This window comes from Lacinutrix chionoecetis, assembly GCF_053604665.1.
Window position 1 is genome coordinate 112,725 of the sequence record NZ_JBSHNQ010000060.1, and the last position, 16,545, is coordinate 129,269.

The following is a 16,545-nucleotide window of genomic DNA, read 5'->3' on the forward strand; positions in this document are numbered from 1 at the left end:
ACTGTTAATAACCATATAATTTGGTTAAAAACTTTCAATATTTTGGCAAAAATTACTTTAAGTTTTCAGTATTTTTGCGGAAATTTAATAGCAACACACTAACATGAACACAAATACTTTTGCACTTCGCCATATAGGCCCAAGAGAAGAAGACCAAAAACTAATGCTTGAGGCTATTGGTGTAGATAGTTTGGATCAACTTGTTTACGAAACGGTTCCAGATGATATTCGTTTAAAAGGTGATTTAGATTTAGATGCAGCCATGAGTGAATATGAATATTCTACGCATATTAATGAGCTTTCTAAACTTAATAAAATTTACAAAACCTATATAGGCTTAGGCTATCATCCAACTATTTTACCTGCAGTAATCCAGCGTAATATCTTAGAAAATCCGGGTTGGTATACTGCTTATACACCTTACCAGGCAGAAATTGCTCAAGGTCGCTTAGAAGCGCTATTAAATTTCCAAACTATGGTTATAGATCTAACTGGTATGGAGATCGCAAATGCTTCACTTTTAGATGAAAGTACAGCTGCTGCAGAAGCTATGAGTATGTTATTTGCTTTAAGAAATCGTGCACAAAAAAAAGCAGAGGTTAATAAGTTTTTTGTATCAGATTTAGTGTTGCCGCAAACTATAGATTTGTTAGAAACCAGAGCTAACCCTATTGGTATTGAGTTAATTATTGGTAACGAGGCAGAATACAATTTATCTGATGAATATTTTGGTGCCCTACTACAATATCCTGGTAAAAACGGACAGATTACAGATATAAAATCGTTTATAGAAAAAGCCAATGCAGAAGATATTAAAGTTGCTGTTGCTGCAGATATTTTAAGCCTTGTAAAATTAGAAGCACCAGGAAAATTTGGTGCCGATGTGGTTGTGGGTACAACGCAACGTTTTGGAATTCCAATGGGATTTGGTGGACCACACGCAGCATATTTCGCAACAAAAGAAGCTTACAAACGTGACGTGCCTGGAAGAATTATTGGAGTAACTAAAGACGTTAACGACAATAGAGCTTTACGTATGGCATTGCAAACACGCGAACAGCATATTAAACGCGATAAAGCAACATCTAATATTTGCACAGCTCAAGTACTTCTGGCTGTTATGGCTGGAATGTATGCCGTTTATCACGGTCCAAAAGGCTTAACTTTTATTGCTGATAAAATTAAAAATTCGGCAGCCACTTTGGCTTCAGCTTTAGAAAAATTAGGCTTGGAACAAACCAACACTCATTATTTCGATACGCTTCAAATTAAAGCAGATGCGGTTAAAACAAAATATGAAGCCGAAAAACGTGAGGTTAACTTTCATTATCCAGATACCAATACGGTTACGATTTCTATAAATGAAACGACTTCAATTTCAGATTTAAACGAAATTATTTCAATTTTTGAAAGTGTTACAGAAAACACTACTGATAAACTTGAAGCGATTGATAACAATAAAACCATTCCGAAGCAATTAAAACGTGAAACCAGTTTCTTAACTGCAGAAGTATTTAATACACACCATTCTGAAACTGAATTAATGCGATATATTAAGCAATTAGAGCGTAAAGATTTAGCATTAAATCACTCTATGATTTCGTTAGGTTCTTGTACAATGAAATTAAATGCCGCAACAGAAATGTTGCCTTTAAGTTCTACAAACTGGGCAAACGTGCATCCTTTTGTACCGCAAGACCAACCAATTGGTTACAAATTAATGCTAAATGAATTAGAAAACCAGTTAACCGAAATTACTGGTTTTGCAGCAACATCTCTACAACCCAATTCTGGTGCGCAAGGTGAATTTGCAGGCTTAATGGTTATTAAAGCTTATCACGAATCTCGTGGTGACCATCATAGAAATATTTGCTTAATACCATCTTCGGCACACGGAACAAATCCGGCGAGTGCTGTAATGGCTGGAATGAAAGTGGTTGTGACCAAAGCTACCGAAGAAGGTAATATAGACGTTGACGATTTACGTGAAAAAGCAGAATTGCATAAAGACAATCTAGCCGCATTAATGGTAACATATCCCTCAACGCACGGTGTTTATGAGTCTGCCATTAAAACCATAACAAAATGCATTCATGACAATGGCGGACAAGTATACATGGATGGTGCAAATATGAATGCGCAAGTAGGTTTAACCAACCCTGGAAATATTGGTGCAGATGTTTGCCACTTAAACTTACATAAAACCTTTGCCATTCCTCATGGTGGTGGCGGACCTGGTGTTGGTCCAATTTGTGTTGCAGAACAACTTGTGCCTTTTTTACCTGGAAATCCAATTATAAAAACTGGTGGACACCAATCTATTAGTGCTATTTCGGCTGCACCTTATGGCTCTGCTCTGGCTTGTATTATTTCTTACGGCTACATAAAAATGTTAGGCTACAGAGGTCTAAGAAAAGCTACAGAAATTGCTATTTTAAACGCCAATTATATTAAAGAACGTTTGAAGGATAGCTATGCTACTCTATATTCTGGTGAAAAAGGAAGAGCTGCTCACGAAATGATTATAGATTGCCGTCCATTTAAAGCAAATGGTATTGAAGTAGTGGACATTGCAAAACGTTTAATGGATTATGGTTTTCATGCACCAACAGTATCTTTTCCTGTTGCTGGAACAATGATGATTGAACCTACAGAAAGTGAAAGCAAAGCAGAAATGGATCGTTTTTGTGATGCTATGATTGCGATTAGAAAAGAAATTGATGCCGCAGATAAAGATGAGCCAAATAATGTATTAAAAAACGCACCGCATACAATGGCAATGGTAACGAGCGATGAGTGGTTGTTGCCTTATTCCCGTGAAACCGCAGCATTTCCTTTAGACTATGTAAGAGAAACGAAATTCTGGCCAAGTGTTCGTCGGGTGGACGACGCTTATGGTGATAGAAATTTAATCTGTACTTGTGCGCCAATCGAGGCATACATGGAAGCATAAAACTGCTTTGAACATCGTAAAATATTAGGCAATAAAATTAGCGTTTCAGGAAATGTTAGTATATTGCCTTTTTTGTTTCTTAATAATAAGAAATCCCTAACTTATGAGTATAAAAATAACTGGTACGGGAAGTTTCATTCCAAGTCAAATTGAAAAGAATGAAAATTTCTATAAGCATGAATTTAAGAATTTAGATGGTTCTCCAATTAATAACACTAATGAAGTTATTGTTGAAAAATTTAAGGCAATAACTGGCATTGAAGAAAGACGTTACATAAAACCAGAATTACTAAATTCTGATATTGCTTTTTATGCTGCTGAGAAAGCCATTGAAGACGCAAAAACAGATAAAGAATCTATAGATTATATAATTGTCGCTCATAATTATGGTGATGTTAAGTATGATTCTGAACAAAGTGATACAGTACCAAGCATAGCCTCTCGTGTAAAACATTTACTTGGCATTAAAAATCCAAGATGTGTGGGCTACGATTTGCTATTTGGTTGTCCAGGTTGGATTGAAGGCGTAATACAGGCGAAAGCGTTTATTGCCTCTGGTTTGGCAAAAAAATGCTTAGTAATAGGTTCTGAAACGTTATCGAGGGTTGTAGATAAACACGATCGTGATTCTATGATTTACAGCGATGGTGCTGGCGCAGTTATCGTTGAGAACTCACAGGAGGAAGGTGGTATAATTGCGCATGATACCGCAACTTTTGCTTTGGACGAAGCACATTTTATTTACTTTGGCGAGACCAATAATACCGAAACTACAGATAAACGTCGCTACATAAAAATGTATGGTCGTAAAATCTATGAATTTGCTTTAACCAATGTGCCTTTAGCTCTAAAATCCTGCTTGGAGCAAAGCGGTTATAACATTGAAGATGTAAAAAAAATATTAATACATCAGGCAAACGAGAAAATGGATGAAGCCATTGTTAAGCGTTTTTACAAACTGCACAAAATGGAAATGCCAGAAGGCATCATGCCAATGAGTATAAACACTCTTGGTAACTCAAGCGTTGCAACTGTACCAACATTATATGATTTAATTTTAAAAGGAAAATTAAAAAATCATGAAATTAATAAGGGTGATGTTATTATTTTTGCCAGCGTTGGTGCTGGAATGAATATTAATGCTATAGTCTATAAATATTAATTAATGAGATTTCCGCTTTTGCGGAAAACATCTATGTACGAAGGTAAATTTCCGCATAAACGATACAAACTTACTTATGAGTTTTTAGAAAAGCATATTTCTAAAAATGAAAACATATTAGATTTGGGTGTAGCTAATCCGTTTACCAAAGTTATGCTGAAAAATGGGTTTAAAGTTGAAAATACTTCTGGTGAGGATTTAGACGAAGACACCTCAGCAATAGAACAATCTAATGCTACAGTAGTAACTGCATTTGAAATTTTTGAACATTTATTATCACCTTACACTGTATTAAAATCTATAAAAGCAGATAAGTTAGTGGCAAGCGTGCCATTGCGTTTATGGTTTTCGTCGGCTTACCGTAGCAAAACCGATAAATGGGACAGACATTATCATGAGTTTGAAGATTGGCAGTTCGATTGGCTTTTAGAAAAAGCAGGTTGGACAATAATAGATAAAAAACAATGGACCAACCCAACTAAAAAAATTGGCATTCGTCCTATTTTACGATGGTTTACGAACAGGTATTATATTGTTTACGCCGAAAGAATCAAGTCATCGTCTAAAGCTTAGTAATATTATTAAATGTAAATGTTAACATTGAATTTGGTATTTTTATTTAGAAAATTTCGAACGTGAATATATATATAGTCATTCCTGCTCACAACGAAGAAGATTGCATTGCTTTAATGTTAGAATCTTTAGCTAAGCAAACAATGTTACCCAAAAAAGTAATAGTAGTTAATGATAACTCTACAGATGCAACGCAACAGCTAATAGACCGCTTTTTGGCTAAAAACAACTGGCTTGACAGTATTAAAATACAATCTTCAAAAGATCATATTCCCGGCAGTAAAGTTATAAATGCCTTCTATAAAGGTTTCGAATTATTAGATGACGATTATGATATTATCTGCAAATTTGATGCAGATATTATTTTACCAACACATTATTTAGAATCTATAGTTGCTCTTTTTAAGTCTGACGATAAAGTTGGGATTGCTGGCGGATTGGCATATATAAAAAAAAACGGACAATGGGTTTACGAAACTATTGCCTCTAAAAATCATGTTCGAGGTCCTTTTAAAGCGTATAGAAAAGCATGTTTTAAAGCTATTGGTGGCTTAAAAAAAAGCATAGGTTGGGATACCATGGATGTGCTGTTAGCTCAATATTATGGCTGGACAATTAAAACGGATAAAAAATTAAAAGTTAAACACCTAAAACCAACAGGCAAAACGTACCATAAAAGCAGTAAGTACGTTCAAGGTGAAGCGTTGTATAAAATGCGTTTTGGGCTAAGCTTAACTTTGCTTTCTGCCTTAAAAAGCGCCATTAGCAAAAGGGATTTTTTTTATTTTACAAATACGGTTTCAGGCTATTTTAAAGCAAAAAACAAAGGCATTGAGACTATGGTAACTAAAAAACAAGGGCAATTTATAAGACAATTACGTTGGAAAGGAGTGAAAGCGAAATTAGGCTTATAGAATTTTAGATATTTAATTAAAGCTCCAGTTTTTATAGTTGCTGGAGGCTTCTAACCGCTCTTCTGTTTCATCGTCTAATTCTGGAAAAAAGTCAATTCCTGTAAGTTTTTCTACCTCGTCTACAGCAACTACAAACTTATAAAGTGGCTCATTAGAGGCTCCATGATCCATTAAAAAAGCAAGCATTTTTGTCTCTCCAGAATTATTATCTATTATTACTTTGTAAAATTGGTTGGGCACGGCTACTTTTTCACTTCCAATTGTTTTTAAATCACCTTTTAAAATACCACCTGAGACAACATACACGCCATCGTATTTACTGGCCCAATACCGTGTTTTTTGTTCTAATCTATTCCAAATACCAGAATTGAAATCGTGCTTTTGGGGTGAAATATTACTGGTTAAAAAAGTTTCATCGTGTGCTGCCTGGCTATATTTTCTATCGCCTGCAGGACATAAATGTCCGCGATCGTAACCCGAATTTTTATAGTTACGCCAATGTGCTGCTTTAGTTTTTACAGCATTGTCTATTTCAAAATAAGGACGTTTAAAATTGGTATTACTTAAATGTGATTTTTTAAGTTCGTAGGCAACCCATTCGGCTTGTTCGTGAGGTTCGCTGTAGGATAATGAATACCCTTCGTGATGCACAATTTGCCCAGTAGTACTTGTCGGTAAAAAATATTCATTCGTGTTCTCTTTAACTACTAATCCTCCAGAAACTACACTAATTGTTTCTTTTCTAATTATATATTCCTTAATTATTAATGTAGCGATAATTACTAACGCCGTTAATATGGAGTATTTGGTTTTGTTATTCAAGACCTTTCATTTAATTGTCAAACTTACAATAATATATATATATTTTAGACAAAAAAAACCTCGCAAATGCGAGGTTTTTAAATTCAATTTCATAATAAGAAATTATTATTTTTTCTTATCGTTTGCAACTTTATCTAAGTTTTTTATTTCTTCGTTATACTCTTCACGAGCATCTTCCATTTCACCATCTTTAGCCTCTTCCATATATTCTTCATTGGCTTTACGGTTAATTTTTACATACTTATCGAAAGTTTCGTTGATTTCTTCAACTAAATCATCATAAGCTTCGTTTACTTCTTCTAAATTTTCTCTATACTCTTCAGTATCTGCAGTTTTATCTGCAATTAACTCATTGTATTCTTTTTGTAAATCTTCTACATCTTCAGAGATTTCTTCCGTCATCATCCACTCTGGTCTAGTAGTGTTAAGTGTTGCAATTGTATTAGCAAAGTTTGGCATGGCAGTTTTCATTTTCATCATGTCCATTCCTTCTAATTTTTTCATTTCTACAGATAAGGTGTTAAACGATTCCCATCCACTAATTTGCATGGCTTTAACATCGTTATTCATAGAACGTTCTACAATTTTACCGTCCTTGGAAGTCATTCTAATATTAGAAGCCATCATTTCTTCGGTATCATTGTTCATTGCTCTGGTTTTGTCATCTGAATTGTTTTCCATTTCAGAGTTCATTTCCATTTTCTCTGCTTCCGTTTTATCCGATTTCTTTTCATCCATACATGATGTAAAAGCAAATCCTGAAAGCGCTAGTACTGCTATTGATATTTTTAAATTTTTCATAATTATAGTTTAATATTTGGTTCGATACAAAGGTATATGGAATATTCCCTATGCAGAAACTAATAATAATAAAGTATTCATAAAATGAATCAAAATTTTAACATAATCGATGAAATATTTAACTAAATGTGTTAAATAACTGATTATTTGCTAAAATATATTAAATAAAATCAATTAAATTATATTTTATATTAATGAATAATACTTGAAAATTTATTTATTTCAACCTTAAATTAGCAACCAAATTACTAACTTACAACTCTATTTAAAGGCTATTAAAAAATGATTGAAGATAAAGAATTAGCTGCTACTATAAAAAAAGAGCGTGAAGCTAAGGGAAAAGCCGAAAGTAAGAACACAAGCCCAGAACGGGCTATTCAGTCTTTTTATATGATTTCTTTAAAAAACCATATAAAGCTAAGTTCTATAGCAGATAATAAGGCAAACATTCTTTTATCTGTTAATGCCATTATTATTTCTTTGGTTTTATCTAACTTAATATCTAAAATTGGAGACCCTAATAACCAACATTTAACTATACCTATAATTATAATTTTAGTATCCAGTTTAGCGTGTGTGGTAATATCTATACTCATTACACGCCCAAATGTTACTGAAGGAAAATTCACCAAAGCAGATTTGGACAATAACGAGGTTAACCTGGCCTTCTTTGGAAACTTTCATAGCATGGCATATGAAGAATACGAAACGGCTGTTAAAGACATGCACAAAAATAATGACTTTATATACGGCTCTTTAACAAAGGATCTTTATTTTTTAGGTGAAGTATTAAATATTAAATATAAATGGTTGCGTATAGTTTACACCATTTTTTTATTAGGCTTAGTAGTTTCGGCATTAGCGTTTGCTATCGCGGTGAAGTATTTTGGTCCGCATTTGGCTTAACTTACCTTAAACTATTTAAACTCCCTTTTAAAGTCTCAATCTTCGCTAACGCATCGGCTTCTTTCTTTTTTTCTGAAGCAACCACTTGCTCCGGCGCTCCTGCTACAAAACGCTCGTTAGATAGTTTCTTTTGTACAGACTTTAAAAACCCTTCGGTATAATTTAGTTCTTCAGTTAGTTTTTTAATTTCTGCTTCAACATCAATGGCTCCATCCATTGGTATATAATACTCGTTAGATTTTACTCTAAAAGTAAGCGCTCCTTCTACAGGGTCTTTTACGTATTCAATGGCTTCTAAGTTCCCTAATTTTACAATTACGGCATCAAAAGCAGTATTTGAATTTTCATTATTAATTACCGAAAAACCAATAGCATCTTTAAACGCAATATTCTTTTCTTTTCTAATGGTTCTTATCCCAGAAATTACTTCTGAAGCAAATTCAAACTGCGTAATCAACTCCTTATTTATTGGTTTTGCTTCTGGCCATTCTGCAACAATTAAAGCTTCTTCTGGAGAACGTTCTGCAATGTATTGCCAAATATCCTCGGTTAAAAAAGGCATGAATGGATGTAATATTTTTAAATTATTCTCAAAAATAGCCATTACCTTATTATATGTGGTAGCATCAATAGGTTGTTGATAGGCAGGTTTTACTATCTCTAACAACCAACCACAGAAATCGTCGTAAATAAGTTTATAAATAGACATTAAAGCATCACTTAGTCGGTATTTACCAAAATGATCTTCAATTTCTAATAGTGTTTCGCTAAATTTAGATTCGTACCAATCTATAGCGATTTTACTCGATTCTGGCTGTTTGATTGTTTCACTAACTTCCCACAGGTTTGTTAAGTTAAAAGCATTCCATATTTTGTTACCAAATGCTTTTCCTTGCTGGCAAAGTGCCTCATCGAACATTAAATCGTTTCCTGCTGCACTACTTAACAACAATCCAACACGCACGCCATCTGCACTATAATCTTCTATTAATTTTAAAGCATCTGGAGAATTGCCCAACGATTTAGACATTTTACGTCGTTGTTTATCGCGAACCAAACCTGTTAAATACACATTGTTAAATGGCTTTTGGTCTTTGTACTCGTAACCCGCAATAATCATACGTGCTACCCAAAAGAATAAGATATCTGGTCCTGTTACCAAATCGTTTGTTGGGTAGTAGTATTTTATGTCTTCGTTTTCTGGATTTCTAATTCCATCGAAAACACTCATTGGCCATAACCAAGATGAAAACCATGTATCTAAAGCATCTGTATCTTGGTTTAAATTATTAGCTGTTAGCTTTTGATTATTAGTTGCTTTTCTTGCTTTTAATACTGCTTCTTCTATATTTTCTGCAACTACAAAGTCTTCTTTACCATCACCATAGAAATAGGCTGGAATTTGTTGTCCCCAAAGCAATTGTCTTGAAATATTCCAGTCGCGAATATTCTCCATCCAATGGCGATAGGTGTTTTCGAATTTTTTTGGAAATAATTTAATCTCGGCATCGTCACCTAAAACAGCTTCAATAGCAGGTTTAACTAATTCTTCCATTTTTAAAAACCACTGGTCGCTTAATCTTGGCTCAATAACAGCTTTTGTTCTTTCGCTTGTTCCAACTTTATTAATATGTGTTTCGGTTTTAGTTAAAACACCTGTTTCTTCTAATAACTTGGCTACATTTTTTCTGGCAATAAAACGATCTTGCCCTTCAAATTGCATCCCGTAACTATTTAAACTTGCATCGTCGTTAAAAATATCTATGACTTCCAGCTTATGCTTATCGCCTAAAACTTTATCATTTTCATCGTGAGCTGGTGTTACTTTTAAACAGCCCGTACCAAACTCTACATCTACATAATCGTCTTCAATTATAGGGATAACGCGATTACAAATAGGCACAATAGCTTTTTTCCCTTTTAAATGAGCAAAGCGTTCATCTTCCGGGTTAATACAAATAGCAGTATCTCCAAAAATAGTTTCAGGACGCGTTGTTGCAATAGTTAAAACATCATTGCTTCCTTCAATTTTATAGTTTAAATAATATAAATTGCCTTGACGCTCTTCGTGTATTACTTCTTCATCAGACAAGGTTGTCTTTGCTTCTGGATCCCAATTTACCATTCGGTATCCACGATAAATCAAGCCTTTTTCGTACAAATCGACAAATACTTTAATTACAGCTTCAGACATATCGTCATCCATTGTAAATTTGGTTCTTTCCCAATCGCAAGAACATCCTAACTTTTTTAGTTGTTCTAAAATTACACCTCCATATTCTTCTGTCCATTCCCAAGCGTGTGCTAAAAACTCTTCTCTTGTTAAATCGTTTTTATCAATTCCCTGCTCTTTTAATCGTGCTACAACTTTTGCTTCTGTTGCAATAGAGGCATGGTCTGTTCCAGGTACCCAACAAGCATTTTTTCCTTGCAAACGTGCACGACGAATTAATACATCTTGAATGGTATTATTAAGCATATGTCCCATATGTAGCACTCCAGTAACATTAGGTGGCGGGATTACAATCGTGTAAGGTTCTCTATCGTCTGGCGTAGAACGAAAATAATTGTTTTTCATCCAGTAGCTGTACCACTTGTTTTCAACCGCTTTTGCATCATATTTAGATGGAATGCTCATACTTTGGAATAGTTTTTGAATAATAATTAGCAAAAATACTTATATTTATGTTTCTGCGAAATTATAAAGAGTATTAATATATAGTTAAATAAGACGTTTGCATTTGCAAGAGTGTATTACATCTAATATTTTTGCAGGACGAATAAAAAGTAGTTAGATTTACAAACACTTAAAACATAATATGATGAAAAATTTAATAACATTATTATTTGTAGGGTTGATTAGCTTTTCAATGAATGCTCAAGAAAAAGTAGCAAAGATTGAATTTAAAGAAACTACTATAGATTACGGAACAATAGAAAAAGGAGCTGATGGCATGAGAGTTTTTGAGTTTACTAACACAGGAAACGCGCCATTAATTATTTCTAAAGCAAGTTCAAGTTGTGGTTGTACTGTACCAACACCTCCAAAAGATCCAATTATGCCTGGTGAAAGTGGAGAGATTAAAGTTAAGTATGACACTAAAAGAGTTATGCCTATTAGAAAAACTATTACAGTTTTATCTAATGCAGATACTCCAACAGTTGCATTAAAAATTAAAGGAGAAGTTATCGATCCTTCTAAAACAAGTGTTTTAGACGCTAAGAAAAAGAGTGTAATGGAACAATAATACAATTCATAATATCATTTTAAAGCCAAAAACTATGTTTTTGGCTTTTTTATTTTATTAAAGACTCTAAATTAAAAGCTACCTTTATTCTTCTACCATACCTGTCTACTTCCATTTTTATTTTCTCGCCTTCTTCCCCATAGAATTTATGAATTAATTCTTGTAACGTATAGTTAATCGTATCTTTTCCATTAATAAGAATAATAATATCTCCTGCCTGTAAACCTACACGTGCCGCTGGAGAATTGGGGCGCACATAAGATATTGTATATGCTTTTTTAATAACGTATTTTCTGGTGTTGGCAAAAACAGCCTGTATTCTAAGAGTATTGTTATTTCTAACATTTGCATTATCAGAACCAATATTATTGGATTCATACTCGGTAACCATTCTTATTCCCTCGTTTTCTACCTCAATACCACTTTTATTATAACTAAAACTATTTTTGAAATTCGAATTACGTCTTAATATAATTTGTGCCTTGCGGTAATTTATAGTAATATTAAATCGTTTTAAAATCTCACCACCAACACTGCCGTGCCTACCTTTAATTAATCTAATTTGCGAGGTGTAGGCTGAATCTGGGAAAGCTACTAATGGTCTTCTTAAGGTAAAAGATTTTAAACTAAAAGCATCGATTTTTGTTCGCTTACCATGTACACTACCACTTAAACCAAAGCCTAAAAAATCATCAAAAAAATTATTCTTTACAACTAAACCTAAGCTATCATTTTCAAAAAGCCATAAAGCATCACTACTTCCAGAATCTATGAGTAATTTAACAGGAACAATAACATTTTTCACATTAACCGTAGCTTGTAAATAAGGTTTGTTATTATAAAATTCCAATGGTAATATTTCACATTTGCTACACGACTTATATTTGTATTGTTCTGGATCTATTAATTTAATTTGCTGTTTTTTATAATTAATATCTACAACCAAATCTTTAAACAAATCGTAACCAATAATGCCATGAATAGGCACGCCTAATTTGGGAGCGAAATTTATAGAGGAATCGTAAACGACATAGAAATCCTGATTATAATTAATAGCATCTCCAACTCTAAAAGTATTGTGAGACGATTTAAGAGCTGCCACTTTTCCTTCACTTCCCAAGCCTTTAAGGTATATTTTTTCTGCATTAAAAATTTCTAAAGAGTCTGATGCTTTTAAAAAATTAAAAACAATAGGCCTTGTAACACCAGAGTCTAAAAGAAATGAGAGTTCAATTCCATTAACTTCTATGGGGATAATAATTACATTGTTTAGTAATTTAAAATCAATCTTAGAAATCCCTTTTTTATTTTCAACCACATACTTATCTTGGGCATTCCCCATAAATGAAATTGCAAAAATGAAAATGAAAAAAAATAGTCTGTATAGAAATTTCATAACATTTGAAGTTAAGAAATTTAATAACATAGATTAGACTTTTTTTTCGCAACTTTGTTTTTTAAAAATAATTCTATGCCATCTATCTCTAAAAAAGGGCAGTCAATGCCACAATCACCAATTAGAAAACTTGTTCCGTTCGCTGAAAAAGCGTACAAACAAGGCAAAACAGTTTATCACTTAAACATAGGGCAACCAGACATAAAAACACCTCAAATCGCTTTAGATGCAGTAAAAATTCACTCCTTAGATATATTAGCTTACACAAGATCTGAAGGGTCTGACATCTACAGACAAAAAATAGCAAACTATTATTCTAAGAATGATATTCACGTAAATAAGGACGATATTATCGTTACCACAGGAGGTAGTGAAGCCTTGTTATTTGCTTTTGGAAGCATTATGGACGTGGGTGACGAAGTTATTATCCCAGAACCATTTTACGCTAATTACAATGGCTTTTCAACAGCCTCTGGTGTAACCGTTGTTCCTGTAATTTCTAAGATTGAAGACAACTTTGCTTTGCCTCCTATTGAAGAATTCGAAAAATTAATTACACCAAAAACCAAGGGAATTTTAATTTGTAATCCAGGAAATCCAACAGGATATTTATATTCTAAAGAGGAAATAAAAAAGCTGGCTGCCATAGTAAAAAAACACGATTTGTTTTTAATTGCAGACGAGGTGTATAGAGAATTTGCTTACGATGGCGCTAAACACTATTCCATTTTACAGGAAGAAGGATTAGACGATTACGCTATAGTTATAGACTCGGTTTCTAAACGTTACAGCATGTGCGGTGCAAGAATAGGCTGCTTAGTTTCTAAAAACAAAGAAGTAATAAACACGGCTTTAAAATTTGCTCAGGCAAGATTGAGTCCGCCAACTTTAGCACAAATTGCTAGTGAAGCTGCGTTAGAAACTCCACAAAGTTATTTTGACAATGTTATAAAAGAATATGTAGCAAGACGTGATACTTTAATTACTGAATTAAATAAAATTGAAGGCGTAAAAGTAGCCAGCCCTAAAGGCGCTTTTTATTGTATTGCAGAATTACCAATTAAAGATAGTGATGCCTTTGCGCAATGGCTTTTAGAGGAATTTGATGTAGATGGTGAAACTGTAATGGTCGCTCCAGCAGCAGGCTTTTATTCTACTCCAGGTGTAGGCTTAAACCAAATTAGAATTGCTTATGTGTTAAATCAAGAAAGCTTGGTAAAAGCAGTTAATATTATTAAAGAAGCATTGAAAGTATATAAAGACTAGTGCATATTCAACACAACATATCCCTTAAAAACTTTAATACTTTTGGTATTGATGTTAAAGCGAAACACTTTATTTCTGTTACTACTTTAGCCGAATTAATTTCAGTAATAGAACTTGAAGATTATCCAAATAAATTTATACTTGGAGGAGGTAGCAACATGCTTTTAACCAAAGATATCGATGCGCTGGTAATCCATATAAATTTAAAGGGCATTTCTATAGTTAAGGAAGACAAAAATCATGTTTATATTAAGGCAAATGCGGGCGAGAATTGGCATGAATTTGTAATTTGGTGTTTAAATCATGACTTTGGAGGATTGGAAAACATGTCGTTAATTCCAGGTAATGTTGGCACCGCTCCTATTCAAAATATTGGTGCTTATGGTGTAGAATTAAAAGATAGCTTTGTTTCCTGCGAAGCATTAAATCTTGACAATTTAACGATTGAAGTATTTAAAAACGAAGACTGCAATTTTGGTTATAGAAATTCAATTTTTAAAAATGAGATAAAAGGCAAGTACATTATAGTAAGTGTTGTTTTTAAATTAACTAAAAAAAATCATCAATTATACACCAATTATGGAGCTATAGCTTCTCAACTGGAAGAAAAGGGTATTACAAACCCAACTATTAAAGATGTCTCTAATGCTGTTATTGCAATTAGAAAAAGTAAATTACCAGACCCAAAAGAAATTGGTAACAGCGGAAGCTTCTTTAAGAATCCTATAATTTCTTTAGACGATTTTCAGCAATTAAAAAAAGTGTTTCCCAATGCGCCAAGTTATAAAGTTTCAGAAAAAGAAGTAAAAGTACCAGCAGGTTGGCTTATAGAAACAGCAGGTTTTAAAGGAAAAACATTTAATAATTATGGTGTACATAAAAAGCAAGCACTCGTTTTAGTTAATTATGGTGGTGCAAAAGGAGAAGATATCTTAAAGCTTTCAGAATTAATACAAAAAACAATTTATCGTATCTTTAATATTTCTATTGAAGCCGAAGTAAATATTATTTAAGACAATAAGTTAACAATCATTAAGTTTACCTAACAAAAAGAAACCAATAAAGTTTGAGTACTTCCATCGAACAAGAAATTATTATATTATTAAAAAATGGTGATAAAAAAGCCATAGCACTTTTGTATGAGTATTATTCTGGTGCGCTTTTAAGTGTGATTAAAAAAGTAATCTCGGATGACGACGTTGCGCAAGATGTTTTGCAGGAAGGATTTGTAAAGGTCTGGAAAAAAGGAAAAACATACGATGCTTCTAAAGCAAAACTATTTACATGGCTCTATCGTATATTCTACAATACTGCAATCGATAAAGTACGGTCTCTTAACAATAAAATAAATAAAGAAGTCCAAATTGAAGAATCCAACGTATATAAATTGACGACCAGTAGTTTAAACCAAGACACTTTAGATATACAAAAGCACTTAAGTAGTTTAGATTTAAAGTATCAGGTGGTTTTGAATGCGCTCTTTTTTGAAGGCATGACGCAACAAGAAGCGAGTGAAGAATTAAATATTCCATTAGGAACAATTAAATCAAGATTAAAAATTGGATTGCGTGAATTGAAAAAAATTTACAACCCTTAACTGTAATGTGATGACTGTTGATAAAAACACATTTTTAAAGTCCGATTTGTTAGAAAGGTATCTAATAGGTCAAACCACCATTCAAGAGAGTCTTGAGGTAGAAGCGTATATAAATAAGTTTCCAGATGTTGCGCAAACTTACAATGCACTCCAAAATAAGTTAGAATTGGTAGCCTTTGCTAACGCAGAAGAGGCACCTACTCATTTATTAGGTTCTATTTTAGAATCTTTAGAAGATGAGAAACCTGTTATAACTTTAAACAAAAAGCCAAGAAAATCGTGGTTTTCTTTCGGTATTGCCGCGAGCATCGCTGCACTAATTTTCGCTGGTAGTTCTCTGTATTTTTATACACAGAACCAAGGTTTAATGAACGAAAATCAAGTTATAGTAGATGAGCTCTTCGATTTAAGAAGCGACATTAACGAAAATAATTTAAGACTTGAAGCTCTTGCCGAGCAATTCTCTCAGCTAAATAATCCTGAAACAGAAAAATATATTTTAAAAGGAAACCGTCGTGCAAAAAATTTAAAAACAATTGCATACATTAATCCTAAAGAAAAAACCTCTATGTTAGATGTTGTTTCTCTACCTACTTTACCTTCAGATCAAGAATATCAAATTTGGGCAGACTTACAAGACAAACAAGTTAATTTGGGTATCTTAAGTGTTACAGACAGGCGCTTACAGCAAATTCCATACACACAAGATGCCTTAGGTTTAAGTATAACTATTGAGCAAAAAGGCGTAAAACCAATGCCTAATGCTACAGACACTCCTGTTGCTGAAATTGAATTAAAACTTGATGATTAAATAACTACCATTAAATAAACAATTTTAAGCCTCGCTATTATTATAGCGAGGTTTTCTTTTTTTTATACACTAATTAAAATAGTATCTTTGCAAAAG

At 33.2% G+C, this 16,545-nt stretch carries 14 protein-coding genes; 10 read left to right on the forward strand and 4 right to left on the reverse strand.

Features of this window, described 5'->3' with window-relative positions:
- Nucleotides 1-103: 103 nt before the first annotated feature.
- The 4 genes from gcvP to ACVC43_RS02155 all read left to right on the forward strand — a co-directional run bounded on the left by gcvP (nucleotide 104) and on the right by ACVC43_RS02155 (nucleotide 5,602).
- Complete coding sequence (gene gcvP, locus ACVC43_RS02140; protein WP_452222922.1) at nucleotides 104-2,953, forward strand: aminomethyl-transferring glycine dehydrogenase; 2,850 nt, start codon at nucleotides 104-106, stop codon at nucleotides 2,951-2,953.
- Between the two features lie 103 nt (nucleotides 2,954-3,056).
- Nucleotides 3,057-4,115 (forward strand): 3-oxoacyl-ACP synthase III family protein, encoded by a 1,059-nt coding sequence (locus tag ACVC43_RS02145; protein ID WP_452222923.1) that lies wholly within the window; start codon nucleotides 3,057-3,059, stop codon nucleotides 4,113-4,115.
- A gap of 33 nt (nucleotides 4,116-4,148) precedes the next feature.
- The gene (locus tag ACVC43_RS02150) at nucleotides 4,149-4,688 is read left to right on the forward strand and encodes a methyltransferase (protein WP_452222945.1); all 540 of its coding nucleotides are present in this window, start codon (nucleotides 4,149-4,151) and stop codon (nucleotides 4,686-4,688) included.
- Nucleotides 4,689-4,750: 62 nt separating this feature from the next.
- A complete protein-coding gene (locus tag ACVC43_RS02155; protein WP_452222924.1) occupies nucleotides 4,751-5,602 on the forward strand; it encodes a glycosyltransferase in 852 nt (283 codons plus the stop codon).
- A gap of 12 nt (nucleotides 5,603-5,614) precedes the next feature.
- On the opposite strand, the gene ACVC43_RS02160 is transcribed toward ACVC43_RS02155, so the two are convergent.
- Entirely contained in the window at nucleotides 5,615-6,424 is an 810-nt protein-coding gene (locus ACVC43_RS02160) for a DNA/RNA non-specific endonuclease (protein ID WP_452222925.1), read from the reverse strand.
- A gap of 105 nt (nucleotides 6,425-6,529) precedes the next feature.
- Nucleotides 6,530-7,225: a hypothetical protein gene (locus tag ACVC43_RS02165; protein ID WP_452222926.1), complete on the reverse strand. Its 696-nt coding sequence runs from the start codon at nucleotides 7,223-7,225 to the stop codon at nucleotides 6,530-6,532.
- A gap of 282 nt (nucleotides 7,226-7,507) precedes the next feature.
- Between ACVC43_RS02165 and ACVC43_RS02170 the strand changes: the two genes are divergently transcribed.
- Nucleotides 7,508-8,131, forward strand: coding sequence for a Pycsar system effector family protein (locus ACVC43_RS02170; protein ID WP_452222927.1), 624 nt, complete (start codon nucleotides 7,508-7,510; stop codon nucleotides 8,129-8,131).
- A gap of 1 nt (nucleotide 8,132) precedes the next feature.
- On the opposite strand, the gene ACVC43_RS02175 is transcribed toward ACVC43_RS02170, so the two are convergent.
- Nucleotides 8,133-10,769, reverse strand: coding sequence for a valine--tRNA ligase (locus ACVC43_RS02175; protein ID WP_452222928.1), 2,637 nt, complete (start codon nucleotides 10,767-10,769; stop codon nucleotides 8,133-8,135).
- 184 nt (nucleotides 10,770-10,953) lie between these two features.
- Between ACVC43_RS02175 and ACVC43_RS02180 the strand changes: the two genes are divergently transcribed.
- Entirely contained in the window at nucleotides 10,954-11,379 is a 426-nt protein-coding gene (locus tag ACVC43_RS02180) for a DUF1573 domain-containing protein (protein WP_452222946.1), read from the forward strand.
- 49 nt (nucleotides 11,380-11,428) lie between these two features.
- Here the strand turns inward: ACVC43_RS02180 and ACVC43_RS02185 are convergent, their stop codons facing one another.
- Complete coding sequence (locus ACVC43_RS02185) at nucleotides 11,429-12,775, reverse strand: PDZ domain-containing protein (RefSeq protein WP_452222929.1); 1,347 nt, start codon at nucleotides 12,773-12,775, stop codon at nucleotides 11,429-11,431.
- A gap of 75 nt (nucleotides 12,776-12,850) precedes the next feature.
- On the opposite strand from ACVC43_RS02185, the gene ACVC43_RS02190 reads away from it, so the two are divergent.
- Genes ACVC43_RS02190 through ACVC43_RS02205 form a run of 4 tightly spaced genes read left to right on the forward strand, consistent with a single transcriptional unit; the run spans nucleotide 12,851 to nucleotide 16,449 of the window.
- Entirely contained in the window at nucleotides 12,851-14,041 is a 1,191-nt protein-coding gene (locus ACVC43_RS02190) for a pyridoxal phosphate-dependent aminotransferase (RefSeq protein ID WP_452222930.1), read from the forward strand.
- Nucleotides 14,041-15,054: a UDP-N-acetylmuramate dehydrogenase gene (murB, locus tag ACVC43_RS02195; RefSeq protein ID WP_452222931.1), complete on the forward strand. Its 1,014-nt coding sequence runs from the start codon at nucleotides 14,041-14,043 to the stop codon at nucleotides 15,052-15,054. Before ACVC43_RS02190 ends, murB begins: the two co-directional genes overlap by 1 nt.
- A gap of 53 nt (nucleotides 15,055-15,107) precedes the next feature.
- Complete coding sequence (locus ACVC43_RS02200; protein WP_452222932.1) at nucleotides 15,108-15,638, forward strand: RNA polymerase sigma factor; 531 nt, start codon at nucleotides 15,108-15,110, stop codon at nucleotides 15,636-15,638.
- A 10-nt stretch (nucleotides 15,639-15,648) separates the two neighbouring features.
- Complete coding sequence (locus ACVC43_RS02205; RefSeq protein WP_452222933.1) at nucleotides 15,649-16,449, forward strand: anti-sigma factor domain-containing protein; 801 nt, start codon at nucleotides 15,649-15,651, stop codon at nucleotides 16,447-16,449.
- Nucleotides 16,450-16,545 lie beyond the last annotated feature (96 nt).